The sequence below is a fragment of the Pseudomonas sp. NFIX28 genome (assembly GCF_900107395.1).
Taxonomy (GTDB): domain Bacteria; phylum Pseudomonadota; class Gammaproteobacteria; order Pseudomonadales; family Pseudomonadaceae; genus Aquipseudomonas.
Genome location: NZ_FNPW01000005.1, coordinates 16,281 through 33,825 on the forward strand (window position 1 = coordinate 16,281; position 17,545 = coordinate 33,825).

Here is a 17,545-nt window from a genome sequence, read left to right on the forward strand (position 1 = left end):
GGCGTCCTTGAGACCGCCACGACCGTTCCGGTCGATCGCAGCCTGCGGCAGCGGCTACAGGGCAGTGATTACTTTGAGAGCATCTATATGAACCAGCTGCCAATCATCGACATCAGCCCGCTCTACGGCGACGACGCCCACGGCTGGAGCCGCGTCGCCCAGCAGATCGACCGCGCCTGCCGCGAGTGGGGGTTCTTCTATATCAAGGGCCACCCGATCAGCTCCGGGCGCATCGACCAGTTGCTCGACGCCGCCCGGCATTTCTTCGCCCTGCCGGCCGCCGAGAAACTCAAGATCGATATCACCCAGACCCGCCACCATCGCGGCTATGGCGCGATTGCCACCGAGCAGTTGGACCCGGCCAAGCCCAGCGACCTCAAGGAAACCTTCGACATGGGCCTGCACCTGCCGGCCGGACATCCCGAGGTGCTCGCGGAAAAACCGCTGCGCGGCAGCAACCGGCACCCGAATATCGCCGGCTGGGAAACCCTGATGGAGCAGCACTACCTGGACATGCAGGCCCTGGCCCAGACCCTGCTGCGGGCCATGACCCTGGCCCTGGGCATCGAGCGCGATTTTTTCGACAGCCGCTTCAAGGAGCCGGTCAGCGTCTTGCGCCTGATCCATTACCCGCCGCGGCATACCGCCAGCAGCGAGGAGCAGCAAGGCGCCGGCGCCCATACCGACTACGGCTGCATCACCCTGCTCTACCAGGACAGCGCCGGCGGCCTGCAGGTGCGCAACGTCCAGGGCCAGTGGATCGACGCGCCACCCATTGAGGGCACCTTCGTGGTCAACCTCGGCGACATGATGGCGCGCTGGAGCAACGACCGTTACCTGTCGACGCCGCACCGGGTGATCAGCCCGCTGGGGGTGGACCGCTACTCGATGCCGTTCTTCGCCGAGCCCCATCCGGATACGCGCATCGAATGTCTGCCCGGCTGCCAGGATGCGGCGCACCCGCCCAAATACCCGGTGACCACCTGCGCCGAATTCCTGCTGTCGCGGTTCGCCGACACCTACGCCTACCGGCGCGAGCAGCAGGCCGTGTGATCCAGCGGTCGATCAGGTTTTGCCGAATCTTTCAGCGCCCGGCGGTAGAATGCCTGCCCTTACGGACGCGGTGAAACCTGGCCCGCCCGCGCAGCCCTCGGGACACCGAGGGCACGGCGCCTGTCATCGAACCTTGCGGTAGGCTTTTCGCCGCAGGATGATGGAGCGCAATACGTTGACGCAGCGCCCGACTGCACCTGATGAGACCACACCCATGTACGACTGGCTGAACGCCTTGCCCAAGGCCGAACTGCACCTGCACCTCGAAGGATCCCTCGAGCCCGAGCTGCTGTTCGCCCTGGCCGAACGCAACAAGATCGCCCTGCCCTGGAGCGATGTGGAAACCCTGCGCAAGGCTTACGCCTTCAACAACCTGCAAGAATTCCTCGACCTGTATTACCAGGGCGCGGACGTACTGCGCACCTCGCAGGATTTCTACGACCTGACCTGGGCCTACCTGCTGCGCTGCAAAGAGCAGAACGTGATTCATACCGAGCCGTTCTTCGATCCGCAGACCCACACCGACCGCGGCATCCCGTTCGAAGTGGTGCTCAACGGCATCGCCGCCGCGCTCAAGGATGGCGAGCAGCAACTGGGCATCACCAGTGGTTTGATCCTCAGCTTCCTGCGCCACCTGAGCGAAGAAGAAGCGCAGAAAACCCTCGATCAGGCGCTGCCGTTCCGTGATGCGTTTGTCGCAGTCGGCCTGGACAGCTCCGAGATGGGCCACCCGCCAAGCAAGTTCCAGCGCGTGTTCGACCGTGCCCGCGGCGAAGGCTTCCTGACCGTCGCCCACGCCGGCGAAGAAGGCCCGCCCGAATACATCTGGGAAGCCCTCGACCTGCTGAAGATCCAGCGCATCGACCACGGCGTGCGCGCCTTCGAGGACGAGCGGCTGATGCAGCGCATCATCGACGAGCAGATCCCGCTGACCGTCTGCCCGCTGTCGAACACCAAGCTTTGCGTGTTCGACCACATGTCGCAGCACAACATCCTCGAGATGCTCGAACGCGGGGTGAAGGTCACCGTGAACTCCGACGACCCGGCCTATTTCGGCGGCTACGTCACCGAGAACTTCCACGCGCTGTACACCCACCTGGGCATGACCCAGGACCAGGCCAAGCGCCTGGCGCAGAACAGCCTGGATGCACGCCTGGTCAAGCCATAACCCCCTCGCGGGCAGACTGCCCGCGATCCCTGTAGCCGCTGCCGCAGGCTGCGATCGACCGGAACGGTCGCAGCGATCTCAATGACGCCAGAGGTCCTGCGGACCTAACGCAGCCTGCGGCAGCGGCTACAGGTCAGGTGCCAATTTCGCTCAACTCCTCCAGCGCTTTGCCGGGCCTTCATCCCACCACCCAATCACGCCCGCAACCATGTAGCCGCTGCCGAAGGCTGCGATCGACCTGGGCGGCATTCCGACGTAGCGGGCGCCGCTCTTGGGGCCTGGAAGGTTCTTCGAACCTTATCGCAGCCTGCGGCAGCGGCTACAGGTCAGCTGCCAATTTCGCTCAACTCCTCCAGCGCTTTGCCGGGCCTTCATCCCACCACCCAATCACGCCCGCAACCATGTAGCCGCTGCCGAAGGCTGCGATCGACCGGAACGGTCGCAGCGATCTCAATGACGCCTGAGGTCCTGCGGACCTAACGCAGCCTGCGGCAGCGGCTACGGGTCAGGTGCCAATTTCGCTCAGTTCCTCCAGGGTCTTACCGCGCGTCTCCATCCCGAACAGCCAGACCACCGCAGCCGCGACCGCGAAACACAACGCGCCCAGGGCGAATACCCCACCCTGGCCGGTCATCGGGAACACCACGCCGGTGACCAAAGGCCCGAGCAGCGAACCGATGCGCCCCACCGCCGAGGCGAACCCCGAACCGGTGGCCCGTGCCGACGTTGGGTACAGCTCCGGCGTATAGGTGTAGAGCACCGCCCACATGCCGAACAGGAAGAACTGCATCAACAGGCCGGAGCTGATCAGCAGCGCCACGTTGCCGCCGAACACCGCGCTCTGCCCGTAGAAGAACGCCATGACCCCACCGCCCAGCAAGGTGATCACGCATACCGGCTTGCGCCCCCAGCGCTCCACCAGCCAGGCGGCCATGAGGAAGCCGGGAATCCCGCCGAGGGAAATCAGCACCGTGTAGTACACCGACTGGGTCACGGCGAAACCCGATTGCTGCAACAAGGCACTGAGCCACGACGTCAGGCCATAAAAACCCAGCAAGGCAAAGAACCACACGCTCCAGATCATCAGGGTGCGCTGGCGATAGAGCGGCGACCAGATTTCGCGCAAGGCCGAGAAAAAGTGCCCCGGCACACTGTCCACCCGCGGCAGGCGCACCGGCTCGGGCAGATCCGCGCGCTGCAACGAGGCACGGACCTTATCCTCGATCTGCCGCAGCACCCGGTCGGCATCGGCGTGCCGCCCGGCCTGCTCCAGCCAGCGCGGCGACTCGGGAATGAAGAAACGAATCGCCAGCACGAACACCGCCGGGATCGCCAGGACCAGGAAGATGTCGCGCCAGCCGATCAGCGGCAGCAGGAAGTACGAGAGCACGCCCGCCGCGACGAAACCCAGCGGCCAGAAACCGTCCATCAAGGCGATATACCGCCCGCGTCGCTTGGCCGGGATCATCTCCGACAGCATCGACTGGGCGATGGGAAACTCCATGCCCATGCCGATCCCCAGCAGCACCCGGAACAGGGTCAGGCTGTCCACCGTCTGCGCCGTGGAGCACAGATAACTGGCGATGCCCCAGAGCACGATGCTCCACTGGAACACCGGCTTGCGCCCAAAGCGGTCGGCGAGCATGCCCGACAAGGACGCGCCCACCACCATGCCGAAGAAACTCGCACTGGCCAGCAGGCCGGCCTGGGCCGTGCTCAGGCCGAACTCGGCTTTGATCGAGCCGAGCAGGAACGTCATCATCGCCAGGTCCATGGAGTCGAAGAAAAACGCCAGGGCGATGATGATGAAAATGACTCGGTGATAACCGCTGATGGGCAAGCGTTCCAGCCGCTCCGCCGCACTGTATCCCTGACTTGCCATGCCCCGTCCCCCCGATTGAATGGTCTGCAATTGAGTGTGCAAGATCGACGCCGCCGCTCAGTGCTGGATACGACCTGCCCGCACCCCGCAACGACGCCGCCGGCCGGGGTCATTGATCGGCAAGGGCCGGCGTCGGGTAATGCGCCCAGATTTCGGCGCAGCGCGCCTGCAACATATCCCGCAGCAGGTTCACCGGTTTGCTCAACTGCGCCCGATGCGCGCACAACAGGTTCAGCGGTGCCCGTTCGCAGCGCAGTTCCGGCAGCAGCACCCGCAGCCGCCCGGCCAGCACATCGGTCGACACATCGAGCCAGGACTTGTAGGCGATCCCCCGCCCCGCCACGGCCCACAGGCGCACCACATCGGCGTCGTCGCTGAAACGATCGCCGCTGACCGTCAGGCCGACCTCGCGCTTGCCGTCGTGAAAACTCCAATGGTCATGCACCCGGCTGCCAAGCATGTAGAGCAGGCAATTGTGCTGGGCCAGTTGCTCCAGCTGACGCGGCTCGCCATGGCGGGCCAGGTAGTCGGGCGCGGCCACCAGCACCCGGCGGTTCTGCGGCGCCACAGGCAAGGCCACCAGGCTGGAATCTTCCGGCTCGCCATAACGCAGGGCGATGTCCACCGGCTGGCGGAAAAGATCGGCAATGCGGTCGCCCAACAGCAGGCGCACGGTCAGCCGGGGGTGTTGCTCTTGGAACTGGTCGAGCCAGGGCAACAGCAGGTTGCGCCCGAAATCCGAAGGCGCGGACAACTGGAGAACGCCGCTGACCTGATCCTGCCCGCTGGCCAGCAGGCGCCGGCCCTCCTCCAGGTTGCTCAGCGCGGCGCGGGCGTATTCGAGAAAGCCCTCGCCCTCGGCGGTCAGGCGCAGGCTGCGGGTCGAACGCGCCAGCAGCCGGGCGCCGAGTTGCTGCTCGATGCGCTTGAGCGCGGCGCTGGCCACCGCCGCCGACAGGTCCATGACCCGCGCCGCGGCAGACAGGCTGCCGAGGTCGGCGGCGCGCACGAACAATTGCAGGTCATCGAATCGCAGCATCTGGGTCACCGGGCATTATCAAAAAAATATTGAAAGAGACTGCTGTTTTAGCCGGTTTTATCTTCCGGGGAAATGGCCAATGATCTGTGCATCCCGCCCTATCACGCCAACCCTCGAGGGAAGCTTCCATGTCGCAAGCCTTTACCGCCATCGCCACCCTTGTCGCCAAGAGCGGCCAGCAGGCCGTGCTCAAGCGCGAACTCAGCGCCCTGGTGCAGCCGAGCCGCGAAGAAGCCGGCTGCCAGTTTTACAACCTGCATCAGGACGCCGAGGCCCCAGGCACCTTTTATGTTCTGGAGCGCTGGGACGATGAGGCGGCCCTGGAGTTTCACAACGCTACGCCGCACTTCCAGAATTTCCTCAGCCAGACCCGCGAGGCGATCGAGCATTTCGAGCTCAAGCGCCTGCTGCTGGTCCTCTAAGCCCTTCTTTATAGTCATCAGGAAACCCCACCATGAAAGCCATCGCCTACTACGCCTCCCTGCCCATCAACGATCCGCTGTCCCTGCAAGACATCGAACTGCCGGAACCGGTCGCCGGCCCGCGCGACCTGCTGGTGGAAGTCAAAGCCATCTCGGTCAACCCGGTGGACACCAAGGTCCGGCAGAACGTCCAGCCTGAAGGCGGCGCCGCCAAGGTGCTGGGCTGGGACGTGGCCGGAGTGGTCAAGGCCGTGGGCAGCGAAGTCAGCCTGTTCAAGGCCGGCGACAAGGTGTTCTACGCCGGCTCGATCGCCCGCGCCGGCGGTAACAGTGAACTGCACGTGGTGGACGAGCGCATCGTCGGCCATATGCCCAAGAGCCTGGGCTTCGCCGAAGCCGCCGCCCTGCCGCTGACCGCGATCACCGCCTGGGAACTGCTGTTCGAACGCCTGCAGATCGCCGAAGACCAGGCCGATCGACAACAGAGCCTGTTGATCGTCGGCGCCGCCGGCGGCGTGGGTTCGATCCTCACCCAGCTGGCCAGCCAGCTCACCGCGCTCAAAGTCATAGGCACCGCCTCGCGCGCCGAGACCCAGCGCTGGGTACGCGAGCTGGGCGCCGACCTGGTGATCGACCACAGCCAGCCGCTGAGCCAGGAACTGAAGAAGGCCGTCCAGGCCAGCGTCACCCATGTCGCCAGCCTGACCCAGACCGATGCGCACCTGGACGAGCTGGTCGAGGCGCTTGCGCCCCAGGGTCGGCTGGCGCTGATCGACGATCCGAAAACCCTCGACGTGACCAAGCTCAAACGCAAGAGCCTGTCGCTGCACTGGGAGTTCATGTACACCCGCTCGCTGTTCGAAACCGCGGACATGCAAGAGCAGCACAACCTGCTCAATCGCGTCGCCGAGCTGATCGACGCCGGCACCTTGAAGACCACCCTCGGCGAGCATTTCGGCACCATCAACGCGGCCAATCTGCGGCGCGCCCACGCGCTACTGGAAAGCGGCAAGGCCAAGGGCAAGATCGTGCTGGAAGGCTTCTGAGACGGGGGCCGGACGGCGTCCCGCGCGCTCTGCAAAGGGGGCGGGATGCCGTCAGTCCGACAGTTGTCGCTTGTCATACTTGCGACCGTATTCGGGTCTACACTGGGGGCCTTTGCAATGCAGTCTTTTACGCGAGGAAGTCAGCAATGAAGATCCTGATAAAAGAATTGGCAAAATCCAAAGGTGCCCAATGGCAGGTTCAACTCGACCAGCATGCGGTGACTTTCCGCAGCGAGGCCGAAGCCCGAGCCTTCGCCAATACCCTGGAAACACGTCTGCAAGCCCCCCACCGATTCCCCGAAAGCCAACAGCGCGCCGCCGGCTGATTTACAGCTGGGCGGCTTGCAGCGCCCTGGCGTTCTGCAATTTGCGGGTGGCCATTGCCAGCGTCACCACCAAAATCCCACACAGGCTGATAACCGTGGCCATCGGCACGGCGCTGCCATCGTGCAGCACGCCCACCAGCGCCGCGGCACCGGCGGCCACGCTGAATTGCAGGCAGCCAAGCATTGCCGAGGCACTGCCGGCCCGTGCGCCCTGACCGTTCATGGCGCACGCCGAGGCATTGGGAATGATGCACCCCAGGCTGGCGATGCAAATGAACAACGGCACCAGCAGCGGCCAGAGTTGCGCCGGGCGCAGCGAACTGACGGCCAGCAGCGCCAGGCCCCCCAGCAGATAGATCCACACCGTGCGCGCCAGCAGGAATGCCGGGCCGCGCTTGGCCAGCAGCCGGGCATTGATCTGCGCCACCAGAATGAAGCCGCCGGCGTTGATGCCGAAGAACCAGCCAAAATGCTCGGCCGGCACCCCGTAGAGTTTGATGAAGACGAAAGGCGAACCGGCGATATAGGCAAACATCCCGGCGATGGCGATGCCGCCGGTCAAGGCATGGCCGAGGAACACCCGGTCAGCCAGCAGCCGGCCGTACTGGCGCAAGGCTCCGGACAACGGCTGGCGCGGCACATGGGCCGGCAGGCTTTCCGGCAAGCCCAGCGCCACCGCCAGGCCGGCCAGGGCGCTGAACAGGGTCAGCATGATGAAGATCGACTGCCAGCCGTGGAGATTCACCAGCAGGCCGCCGAGCATCGGGGCCAGGATCGGCGCCAGGCCCATGACCAGCATCAGTTGGGAAAACACCTTGGCCGAACCCACCGCGTCGCATTTGTCGCTGACCACCGCCCGGGAAATCACCATGCCCGCACAACCGCCCAGCGCCTGGACGAAACGCGCGGCAATCAGCCATTCCAGGTTCGGCGCGTAGGCACAGGCCAGGGATGCCAGGGTGAACAGCCCGACCCCGACCAACAACGGGATGCGCCGGCCGAAGCGATCGGCCACCGGGCCATAGGCCAGCTGGCCGATGGACAGGCCGAGGAAGTAGGCCGCCAGGGTCAGTTGAACGTGTTGTTCATCGGTGCCAAAGGCCAGCGCCATCGCCGGGAACGCCGGCAGGTAAAAGTCGATGGCCAGAGGACCGAAGGCGCTCAGGGCGCCGAGAATCAGGATTGTGCGAAGGTTCATCAGGCATCCAAATGCGGGTCGGTCGGCAGCCCGACAGTCTATCCGCGCTTGGAGGCCTTGAACATTCCGATAGGTCGCTAACTATCAAAAAGGCCGGTCAGGCCAGCTTGACCGCGTAGCCTTCTTCGCTGATCAGGCTGATCACCTCGTCGGCGGACAAACGGCTTTCGACACCCACTTCCCGGGCACCGAGATCGACCTTGACGCTGGCTGCCGGATCCTTGCTCTGCACCGCCTGGGTGATGGCCCGGACGCAGTGACCGCAGGACATTCCTTCGACATTGAACACTTGCATGACGCTTCTCCTGTTGTGAGGGTTGCCGCCAGTCTCGACCTTGCCATCATGACAAGGTCAAGTTCCGGACGCATCTGCCGGGCTGGCAATCGGCGACGCGCTCGGCCAAGCTTCACCCTCAACGACACGACACTAGGAGATTCAGCCATGCGCTGGTCGGTTATCAGCCTGTTCAGCCTCCTCGGCCTGATCGCGGCAACCCCTTCGGTCAACGCCGCCGGCGAGGACTACGGCGTCCTGATTATTTCCCGGGAACGGCTGGAGGTCGCCACGTCCTGCGAAATCGGCCTGTACATCCAGGACCAGTTGGCGGGCCGGCTGTTCCAGGAACAAGCCACCTCCTTCAACCTGCCGCCGGGCAAAGTCTCGCTGCGCCTGAAACTGCTGCCGGGGCAGATGCCCGGCTGCAACCCGGGCATGCTCGCACCAGGCTCGCAGGACATCAGCCTCAAGGCTGGCGACGTGCTGAAGTACCGCATCGCCATGACCCCGTCCGGCCTGTACCTCAAGCCCGCCTCGCTGGAATATTGAGGCCACGCAGCGGCGCCTGTGCCCACCTTGCCCCTCCCGGAGCCGGCACGGGCGACGCTCCGGATGTTTGCCCCCGAGACAGATTGAAGCACCCCGCGCCATGGCGCTTGACCTTGCCAGCATGGCAAGGTTGATCCTGTAGACAACCGTTTACAGGGAGTATCAGTGATGTCCGAAACAACCACTTTTGACCTGCCGATTGCCGGCATGACCTGCGCCAGCTGCGCCGGGCGGGTGGAACGTGCCTTGAGCAAAGTGGCAGGCGCGGTCGCCGTCAGCGTCAACCTCGCCACCGAGCAGGCCCGTGTCCAGGCGCCCGGCGACAGCCTGCCGGCGCTGATGGCCGCGGTGCAGGATGCCGGCTACAGCGTGCCGGCCCACAGCCTGGAACTGAATATCGGCGGCATGACCTGCGCCTCCTGCGCTGGCCGTGTGGAACGCGCGCTGGCCAAGGTGGCCGGGGTCAGCCGAGTCAGCGTCAACCTGGCCAACGAACGCGCGCATGTCGATCTGCTGGGCCAGGTCGATGCCCAGGCCCTGGTCGCCGCGGTCATCAAGGCCGGCTATTCCGCCAGCCTGTGGCAGGCCGAACACCCCGAACGCGACGATCAGGAACAACGCCTGAATCGCGAGCGCTGGTCCCTGGTGCTGGCGATCCTGCTGGCCCTGCCGCTGGTGCTGCCGATGCTGGTGCAGCCCTTCGGCCTGCACTGGATGCTGCCGGCCTGGGCGCAGTTCGCCCTGGCCACGCCGGTGCAATTCATCTTCGGCGCGCGCTTTTACGTCGCCGCCTGGAAAGCCGTGCGCGCCGGCGCCGGCAACATGGACCTGCTGGTGGCCCTGGGCACCAGCGCCGGCTACGGCTTGAGCCTCTACCAATGGGCCATTACCCCCGCCGGCGGCATGCCGCACCTGTATTTCGAGGCCTCGGCGGTGGTAATCGCCCTGGTGCTGCTGGGCAAGTACCTGGAAAGCCGCGCCAAGCGCCAGACCGCCAGCGCTATCCGCGCCCTGGAAGCCTTGCGCCCGGAACGGGCGATCCAGGTCGTCGATGGCCGTGAGCAGGAAGTGGCGATCAGCGCCCTGCGCCTGAACGACCTGGTACTGGTCAAGCCCGGCGAACGCTTCCCGGTGGACGGCGAAGTGGTCGAAGGCCAGAGCCACGCCGACGAAGCGCTGATCAGCGGCGAAAGCCTGCCGGTGCCGAAGCAGCCCGGAGACGCGGTCACCGGCGGCGCCATCAACGGCGAAGGCCGGCTGCTGGTGCGGACCCTGGCCCTCGGCGCGGAAACCGTGCTGGCGCGCATCATCCGCCTGGTGGAAGACGCCCAGGCCGGCAAGGCACCGATCCAGAAACTGGTGGACCGGGTCAGCCAGGTATTCGTGCCGGCGGTGCTGCTGTTGGCCCTGGCGACACTAGTCGGCTGGTGGCTGTATGGCGCGCCGGTGGAAACCGCGTTGATCAACGCGGTCGCCGTCCTGGTCATCGCCTGTCCCTGCGCGCTGGGGCTGGCCACGCCGACCGCGATCATGGCCGGCACCGGCGTCGCCGCTCGCCACGGGATCCTGATCAAGGACGCCGAAGCCCTGGAGCGCGCCCATGAAGTCAGCGCCGTGGTCTTCGACAAGACCGGCACCCTGACCTCCGGCACGCCGCGCATCGCCCACCTGGATGCCGTCGACGGCGACGAAGACCGCCTGCTGCAACTGGCCGGCGCCCTGCAACGCGGCAGCGAACACCCGCTGGCCAAGGCGGTCCTGGACCTGTGCGCCGAGCGCCAACTGGCGGTGGCCGACGTCAGCGCCAGCCAGTCCCTGACCGGCCGCGGCATTGCCGGCACCCTGGACGGCCGGCAACTGGCCCTGGGCAACCGGCGCCTGCTGGAAGAAAGCGGCCTGCTCGCCGGCGACCTGGCAGCCTCGGCCCAGGCCTGGGAAACCGAGGGCCGCACCTTGTCCTGGCTGATCGAACAACAACCGCAGCCGCGGGTCTTGGGCCTGTTCGCCTTTGGCGACACGCTCAAGCCCGGCGCCCTGCAAGCGGTGCAGCAACTGGGCGCGCGCCACATCAGCAGCCACCTGCTGACCGGCGACAACCGCGGCAGCGCCAAGGTGGTCGCCGATGCCCTGGGCATTACCGACGTACACGCCGAAGTGCTGCCCGCCGACAAGGCCGCCACAGTCGCCGAACTGAAAAAGACCGGCGTGGTGGCGATGGTCGGCGACGGCATCAACGACGCGCCGGCCCTGGCCGCCGCCGATATCGGCATCGCCATGGGCGGCGGTACCGATGTGGCCATGCACGCAGCGGGGATCACCCTGATGCGCGGCGACCCGCGCCTGGTGCCGGCGGCCCTGGAGATCAGCCGCAAGACCTACGCGAAGATCCGCCAGAACCTGTTCTGGGCCTTCGTCTACAACCTGATCGGCATTCCGTTGGCGGCGTTCGGCCTGCTCAACCCGGTGCTGGCCGGGGCGGCCATGGCGCTGTCCAGCGTCAGCGTGGTGAGCAATGCGCTACTGTTGAAAACCTGGAAACCCAAAGACCCGGAGGACGCCCGATGAACATCGGCCAAGCAGCCCGCAAGAGCGGCCTGAGCGCCAAGATGATTCGCTATTACGAGTCCATCGGCCTGCTCAAGCCGGCCCATCGCAGCGACAGCGGCTACCGCCTGTACAGCGACGACGACCTGCACAGCCTGGCCTTTATCAAGCGTTCGCGGGACCTGGGGTTTTCCCTGGAAGAAGTCGGCAAGCTGCTGACCCTGTGGCAGGACCGCCAGCGCGCCAGCGCCGATGTCAAAGCCCTGGCCCGCCAGCACATCGACGAGCTCAACCAGAAAATCGCCGAGCTGGCCGGGCTGCGCGACACCCTGCAGGATCTGGTGGAGCACTGCCACGGCGACCACCGCCCGGACTGCCCGATCCTCAAGGACCTGGCCTCCGGCGGATGCTGCACGCCCCATAACCTGTAGCCGCTGCCGCAGGCTGCGATAAGGGCCAAAGGCCCTTCCGGCGATTTCAAGAGCAGCGCCTGTCGCAGTCGATCGCAGCCTAGCGGCAGCGGCTACGTGATTCACGGGCACAAAAAATCCGGCGATTGCCGGATTTTTTGTGCCCGTGAATCACTGCATCCAGGGCGGAGGCGGTGGTTCCTCGGACTTCGCCGCTGGTGCGTCGTCGGCCATGCGCATGGCCTGGCGTCGCTCCTCGTCCAGGCGCGCGGCCTCGATTTCCCGCAGCACGCCGCCGACGTCCGCCAGTTCCTCCGGGTCGTCGAACTCGCCGGTCAGGACGCTGCCCGGGTGCAGGGTGCCGGCTTCGTACAGCGCCCACATTTCCTTGGCGTAGCGGGTGCGCTTGAGCTCCGGGGCAAAACGCCCGAAGTAGGAGGCCATGTTGCCGACATCCCGCTCCAGCATGCTGAAGGCATGGTTGTTGCCCGCCGCATCCACCGCCTGGGGCAGGTCGATGATCACCGGGCCGTCGGGGGTCAGCAGCACGTTGAACTCGGACAGGTCACCGTGCACCAGGCCGGTACACAGCATCAGCACGATCTGGGAAATCAGGAACGCGTGATATTCGCGGGCCTGGTCCGGCTCCAGCACCACGTCGTTCAGGCGCGGCGCGGCATCGCCATATTCGTCCGCCACCAGTTCCATCAGCAGCACGCCTTCGAGGAAGTCGAACGGCTTGGGCACCCGCACGCCGGCGTTGGCCAGGCGGAACAGGGCCGCCACTTCGGCGTTCTGCCAGGCGTCCTCGGTCTCCTTGCGCCCGAACTTGGACCCCTTGGCCATCGCGCGAGCCTGACGGCTGTTGCGTACCTTGCGGCCTTCCTGATACTCGGCCGCCTGACGAAAACTTCGTTTGTTCGCCTCCTTGTAAACCTTGGCGCAACGTAATTCGTTGCCGCAGCGCACCACATAAACAGCTGCTTCTTTACCACTCATGAGTGGGCGCAGCACCTCGTCGACCAGACCGTCCTCGATCAGGGGTTCAATGCGTTTTGGAGTCTTCATCAGCTTTTATCAGGGGTCCTTTATTACCAAACACGCGAATGTCACTCGTTATACGGCAATCCTCGCACCACGGGGAGAGGTTACCGACCTGCGACAGTGCCCAATGCACTCAATGTGCCAGGTCAGCCCGCCATCCCGACAAGCCCGACCGCCCCAGATCATAGCCGAGTGTTCGGCGGCTGTTGGTCGCCCAGGGCCAAGCCGTGTGTGACAAAAGCTGACACCGGCCTCGCGCTGGTGGCCGGCAATGGCGGCATTGGCGCGGCAACGCTCGGCCCTCAGCGCTCGATAATCGCCGTCACGCCCTGCCCTCCGGCGGCGCAGATCGAAATCAGGCCGCGCCCCTGCCCCGCCGCCGCCAGCAGCTTCGCCAGGTTGGCGACAATGCGCCCGCCGGTGGCGGCGAACGGATGCCCGGCGGCCAGCGAGCTGCCTTTGACATTCAGCCGGCTGCGGTCGATGGAGCCCAAGGGCGCGTCCAGCCCCAGGCGGCTCTTGCAGTAGTCCGCATCCTCCCAGGCCCTGAGCGTGCACAGCACCTGCGCGGCGAAGGCCTCGTGGATTTCGTAGTAATCGAAGTCCTGCAGCGTCAGGCCGTTACGGGCCAGCAGGCGCGGCACGGCGTAGACCGGCGCCATCAGCAGCCCTTCCGCGCCGTTGACGAAATCCACCGCCGCCGCTTCGCCGTCGCGCAGATAGGCGAGGACCGGCAAACCGCGCTCCTTCGCCCACGCCTCGCTGCCCAGCAGCACCAGCGACGCGCCATCGGTCAACGGCGTGGAGTTGCCCGCGGTCAGGGTGCCTTTGTCGCCGCGCTCGAACACCGGCTTCAGTGACTTGAGCTTTTCCAGGGTCAGGTCCGGGCGCAGGTTGTTGTCGCGGGTCAGGCCGAGGAAAGGGGTCATCAAATCGTCGTGCCAGCCCTGGGCATAGGCGGCGGCCATTTTCTGATGGCTCTCCAGCGCCAGCTGGTCCTGTTCGGTGCGGGGAATGTTCCAGGTTTGCGCCATCCGCTCGCAGTGCTGGCCCATGGACAAGCCGGTGCGCGGCTCGCCGTTACGCGGCAGTTCCGGCTTGAGATGCTGGGGGCGCAGCTGCAGGAAGCTCTTGAGCTTGTCGCCCAGGCTTTTGCCGCGATTGGCCTGCAGCAGGATCTGGCGCAGCCCCTCGCCGACCCCGATCGGCGCGTCCGACGTGGTATCGACGCCGCCGGCGATGCCGCATTCGATCTGCCCCAGGGCGATCTTGTTGGCCACCAGCAACGCCGCTTCCAGGCCCGTGCCGCAGGCTTGCTGGATATCGTAGGCCGGGGTGGTCGGCGACAGCCGCGAGCCGAGCACGCATTCGCGGGTCAGGTTGAAATCCCGCGAATGCTTGAGCACCGCGCCAGCGGCCACTTCGCCCATGCGCAGGCCGTGCAGGCGGTAGCGCTCGATCAGGCCTTCCAGGGCCGCGGTAAGCATGGCCTGGTTGCTCGCGGTGGCGTAAGGCCCGTTGGAACGGGCAAAGGGGATGCGGTTGCCGCCGATAATCGCAACACGACGCAGCTGAGTCATGGAAAGCTCCCTATTCTGTGAGTGGCACAACCGACAAGCGTAGGTTCTGTACGCAAAGTCGCCGAACGGCGAGCGGGCCGTTGATTGGCAGAACCCCGCGCGGATTTCGTGGATCGAACGACCAAAGGCCCTTCGTGGTCCACACTTTGAACCTCAGTTCTTGGAGCATGTTCCATGTCAGATCGCTACGTAGACTTCGCCAACTCGTCCGTCGGCCATCGCCTGGTCGGGGCTCTTGGCTTGCCGTCGCCGGGACGTCTGGAACGCTGGCAGGCCGGCCGCATGCGCCCGGTCGAGGGGGCGCTGCTGATCGGCGGCGGGGCGCTGACCGAGCAAATTGGCGCGATCGCCCCTCGGCTGACCGAAAGCATCTACAGCTACGGCACCGATCCGACCCTCGCCACGGCCTGGATTCCCGGCCACGGCCCGCGGATCAAGGCCGTGGTGTTCGACGCCAGCGACATCCTGCAGACCGGCCAGCTCAAGCAATTGCGCGAATTCTTCCAGCCGCTGATGAAAAACCTCGAGCCCAGCGCGCACCTGGTGATTCTCGGCCGTGCCCCGGAAACCCTCAGCGATCCGTTCGCCGCCAGCGCCCAGCGCGCCCTGGAGGGTTTCAGCCGTTCGCTGGCCAAGGAGCTGCGCGGCGGCGCCACCCTGCAATTGCTTTATGTCGGCGAGGGTGCCGAAAGCCAGCTGGAAGGCGCGCTGCGCTTCTTCCTCTCGCCGAAAAGCGCCTACATCTCCGGCCAGGCGATCCGCCTGACCCCCTGCGCGACCCAGGTCCAGGACTGGACCCGGCCGCTGGCCGGCGCGCGGGCCCTGGTCACCGGTGCGGCGCGTGGCATCGGCGCGGCGATCGCCGAGACCCTGGCCCGCGATGGCGCCCAGGTGGTGCTGCTGGACGTGCCCGCCGCCAAGACCGATCTCGAAGCCCTGGCCGCGCGCCTGGGCGGCCACGCGATCAGCCTGGATATCTGCGCTGAAGACGCCCCGACCCGGCTGGTCGAACAGTTGCCGGACGGCATCGATATCGTGGTGCACAACGCCGGCATCACCCGCGACAAGACCCTGGCCAATATGACCCCGGAATTCTGGGACGCGGTGCTGGCGGTCAACCTCGAAGCCCCGCAGGTGCTGACCAAGGCGCTGCTCGACAGCGGCGCCCTGCACGACAACGGCCGGGTGATCCTGCTGGCGTCCATCAGCGGTATCGCCGGCAATCGCGGGCAGACCAACTATGCCGCGAGCAAGGCCGGGCTGATCGGCCTGGCCCAGTCCTGGGCGCCGCTGTTGCAGGAGCGCGGCATCACCATCAACGCCGTGGCCCCGGGTTTTATCGAAACCCAGATGACCGCGCACATTCCGTTCGCCCTGCGCGAGGCCGGGAGGCGCATGAGTTCGCTGGGGCAAGGCGGGTTGCCGCAGGACGTCGCCGAAGCCGTGGCCTGGCTCGGCCAGCCGGGTAGCGGCGCGGTCACCGGGCAGGCGCTGCGTGTCTGTGGGCAAAGCGTACTGGGAGCGTGAATATGAGCCGGCAATGGCATCAGCTGGATACTCCGCCGAACCTGCCCGAGCTGTACTGGAAGGCAGCAACCCGCCGCAGGATCACCGGCACCGAGCTGCCAGAAGATGGCCTGCGCCATCAGGTGAGCGTGCAACCGGCAAGGCTTGCGGCCTATCGCCAGGTCTGCGGCTTTAGCGACAACGGCCTGCTGCCGCCGACCTATCCGCATGTGCTGGCGTTCGCCTTGCAGATGCAATTGCTCACCGCCCGGGATTTTCCCTTCCCGCTGCTGGGGCTGATCCACCTGGCTAACCGCATTCGCGTGCTGCGGCCCATGGGCGGGGTCCGCGACTTGAGTATCGGGGTGCGGGTGGACAACTTGCAGCCCCACGCCAAAGGCGCGGTTTTCGACCTCTTGACCCAGGTCGACGACGCCCTGGGGCCACTGTGGGAAGCGCACAGCCAGATGCTCTGTCGAGGCGTGAAATTGCCGGGCGAAGCACCGCCCGAAGACATTGCGCCCCAGGTCAGCCTCGGCGAGCTGACACGCTGGCAAGCCCCCGCCGATATCGGCCGACGCTACGCCCGGGTCTCCGGCGACTACAACCCGATCCACCTGAGCGCTATCAGCGCCCGGATGTTCGGCTTCCCCCAGGCCATCGCCCACGGCATGTGGAACAAGGCGCGGACCCTGGCGGCATTGAGCGAACATTTGCCGGCGTCCAATATTGAGATCGCCGTGGACTTCCGCAAGCCGGTGCGCCTGCCCAGCGAGGTGTGCCTGCTGGCAAGCGCCGCGGGCTCGCACGGCGACCTGCGCCTGATGGGCGCCGGCGACCTGGAGCATATGAGCGGGCATTGGCAGCCGCTGGGCTGAGCTGGCCTCAACCGCGACGAATCAGGAATACCCCCGCCAGGATCAGCACCAGCCCGGCGATCTTGCCGAGGCTGATCGGCGCCTCGCGAAACCCCGCCCAGCCGAAATGGTCCAGCGCCAGGGCCATGCCCAACTGCCCGGCCAGCACCAATGCCATGAACAGCATGGCGCCGATGCGCGGCCCGGCGAAGGCCGCGGTGGCGATGAAAAACGCCCCCAGCAGGCCGCCGCACCAATGCCACCAGGTCAGGCTTTTCAGGGCATTCAGGCCCGGCACTTCGCGCTGCATGGTGGCCAGGATCAGCAAGGCCAGCGTCCCGACAAAAAACGAAATCAGCGCCGCGGCCAGCACGCTGGAAACCTGCTTGGCCAATTGGCCGTTGATTCCCGCTTGCAAGGGTAAAAAAGCGCCGGCAATAACCGGCAGGCAAAGCAGCCACCAGACAGGGGCAGGCATAAAAGTTCTCCAGCAATAAAAGGTTGTGGATTATAAGCCACGTTGACGCCAAATCCGTGACGCGCTTGAAGAACCATTAATTGTGTATATATAACTTTCGATTTAAATCTCTTTGCAGCCCACCAACAAAAAACATAACCCATTGTTTTTACATTACATATGACGC

The 17,545-nt window shown here is 65.6% G+C and carries 17 protein-coding genes; 10 read left to right on the forward strand and 7 right to left on the reverse strand.

Going from position 1 to position 17,545, the window contains the following annotated elements:
* The first annotated feature begins 87 nt into the window (after positions 1-87).
* On the forward strand, positions 88-1,053 hold the full coding sequence (locus tag BLV20_RS11220) for a 2-oxoglutarate and iron-dependent oxygenase domain-containing protein (RefSeq protein ID WP_092301106.1): 966 nt from the start codon (positions 88-90) through the stop codon (positions 1,051-1,053).
* A gap of 214 nt (positions 1,054-1,267) precedes the next feature.
* Positions 1,268-2,221, forward strand: a complete 954-nt coding sequence (locus BLV20_RS11225; RefSeq protein ID WP_092301109.1) for an adenosine deaminase — start codon at positions 1,268-1,270, stop codon at positions 2,219-2,221.
* A 505-nt stretch (positions 2,222-2,726) separates the two neighbouring features.
* Here the strand turns inward: BLV20_RS11225 and BLV20_RS11230 are convergent.
* Together BLV20_RS11230 and BLV20_RS11235 are read right to left on the reverse strand one after the other, a co-directional pair.
* Positions 2,727-4,103: an MFS transporter gene (locus BLV20_RS11230; protein WP_092301112.1), complete on the reverse strand. Its 1,377-nt coding sequence runs from the start codon at positions 4,101-4,103 to the stop codon at positions 2,727-2,729.
* 109 nt (positions 4,104-4,212) lie between these two features.
* A complete protein-coding gene (locus BLV20_RS11235; RefSeq protein ID WP_092302049.1) occupies positions 4,213-5,142 on the reverse strand; it encodes a LysR family transcriptional regulator in 930 nt (309 codons plus the stop codon).
* 128 nt (positions 5,143-5,270) lie between these two features.
* On the opposite strand from BLV20_RS11235, the gene BLV20_RS11240 reads away from it, so the two are divergent.
* The 3 genes from BLV20_RS11240 to BLV20_RS11250 all read left to right on the forward strand — a co-directional run bounded on the left by BLV20_RS11240 (position 5,271) and on the right by BLV20_RS11250 (position 6,936).
* Positions 5,271-5,564, forward strand: coding sequence for a putative quinol monooxygenase (locus BLV20_RS11240; protein WP_092301115.1), 294 nt, complete (start codon positions 5,271-5,273; stop codon positions 5,562-5,564).
* 32 nt (positions 5,565-5,596) lie between these two features.
* A complete protein-coding gene (locus tag BLV20_RS11245) occupies positions 5,597-6,610 on the forward strand; it encodes a zinc-binding alcohol dehydrogenase family protein (protein WP_092301118.1) in 1,014 nt (337 codons plus the stop codon).
* Between the two features lie 146 nt (positions 6,611-6,756).
* Positions 6,757-6,936: a hypothetical protein gene (locus BLV20_RS11250; protein WP_092301121.1), complete on the forward strand. Its 180-nt coding sequence runs from the start codon at positions 6,757-6,759 to the stop codon at positions 6,934-6,936.
* Between the two features lies 1 nt (position 6,937).
* On the opposite strand, the gene BLV20_RS11255 is transcribed toward BLV20_RS11250, so the two are convergent.
* Both BLV20_RS11255 and BLV20_RS11260 read right to left on the reverse strand, forming a co-directional pair.
* A complete protein-coding gene (locus tag BLV20_RS11255; protein ID WP_092301124.1) occupies positions 6,938-8,134 on the reverse strand; it encodes a multidrug effflux MFS transporter in 1,197 nt (398 codons plus the stop codon).
* A gap of 97 nt (positions 8,135-8,231) precedes the next feature.
* Positions 8,232-8,429: a heavy-metal-associated domain-containing protein gene (locus tag BLV20_RS11260; protein ID WP_007923288.1), complete on the reverse strand. Its 198-nt coding sequence runs from the start codon at positions 8,427-8,429 to the stop codon at positions 8,232-8,234.
* Positions 8,430-8,576: 147 nt separating this feature from the next.
* On the opposite strand from BLV20_RS11260, the gene BLV20_RS11265 reads away from it, so the two are divergent.
* The 3 genes from BLV20_RS11265 to cueR all read left to right on the forward strand — a co-directional run bounded on the left by BLV20_RS11265 (position 8,577) and on the right by cueR (position 11,935).
* Positions 8,577-8,960, forward strand: coding sequence for a hypothetical protein (locus tag BLV20_RS11265; RefSeq protein WP_092301127.1), 384 nt, complete (start codon positions 8,577-8,579; stop codon positions 8,958-8,960).
* 168 nt (positions 8,961-9,128) lie between these two features.
* Entirely contained in the window at positions 9,129-11,525 is a 2,397-nt protein-coding gene (locus BLV20_RS11270; RefSeq protein WP_092301130.1) for a heavy metal translocating P-type ATPase, read from the forward strand.
* Positions 11,522-11,935: a Cu(I)-responsive transcriptional regulator gene (gene cueR, locus BLV20_RS11275; RefSeq protein ID WP_092301133.1), complete on the forward strand. Its 414-nt coding sequence runs from the start codon at positions 11,522-11,524 to the stop codon at positions 11,933-11,935. Before BLV20_RS11270 ends, cueR begins: the two co-directional genes overlap by 4 nt.
* A gap of 150 nt (positions 11,936-12,085) precedes the next feature.
* On the opposite strand, the gene BLV20_RS11280 is transcribed toward cueR, so the two are convergent.
* The gene (locus tag BLV20_RS11280; protein ID WP_092301136.1) at positions 12,086-12,982 is read right to left on the reverse strand and encodes a PA4780 family RIO1-like protein kinase; all 897 of its coding nucleotides are present in this window, start codon (positions 12,980-12,982) and stop codon (positions 12,086-12,088) included.
* Between the two features lie 278 nt (positions 12,983-13,260).
* The gene (locus BLV20_RS11285; protein ID WP_092301138.1) at positions 13,261-14,538 is read right to left on the reverse strand and encodes an acetyl-CoA C-acetyltransferase; all 1,278 of its coding nucleotides are present in this window, start codon (positions 14,536-14,538) and stop codon (positions 13,261-13,263) included.
* A 174-nt stretch (positions 14,539-14,712) separates the two neighbouring features.
* Between BLV20_RS11285 and BLV20_RS11290 the strand changes: the two genes are divergently transcribed.
* Both BLV20_RS11290 and BLV20_RS11295 read left to right on the forward strand, forming a co-directional pair.
* Positions 14,713-16,065 (forward strand): 3-oxoacyl-ACP reductase, encoded by a 1,353-nt coding sequence (locus BLV20_RS11290; protein WP_092301141.1) that lies wholly within the window; start codon positions 14,713-14,715, stop codon positions 16,063-16,065.
* A 2-nt stretch (positions 16,066-16,067) separates the two neighbouring features.
* A complete protein-coding gene (locus tag BLV20_RS11295; RefSeq protein ID WP_092301144.1) occupies positions 16,068-16,922 on the forward strand; it encodes a MaoC family dehydratase in 855 nt (284 codons plus the stop codon).
* Positions 16,923-16,929: 7 nt separating this feature from the next.
* Here BLV20_RS11295 and BLV20_RS11300 read toward each other — a convergent pair whose 3' ends face one another.
* Positions 16,930-17,379 (reverse strand): DMT family transporter, encoded by a 450-nt coding sequence (locus tag BLV20_RS11300; RefSeq protein WP_092301147.1) that lies wholly within the window; start codon positions 17,377-17,379, stop codon positions 16,930-16,932.
* Positions 17,380-17,545: the final 166 nt, after the last annotated feature.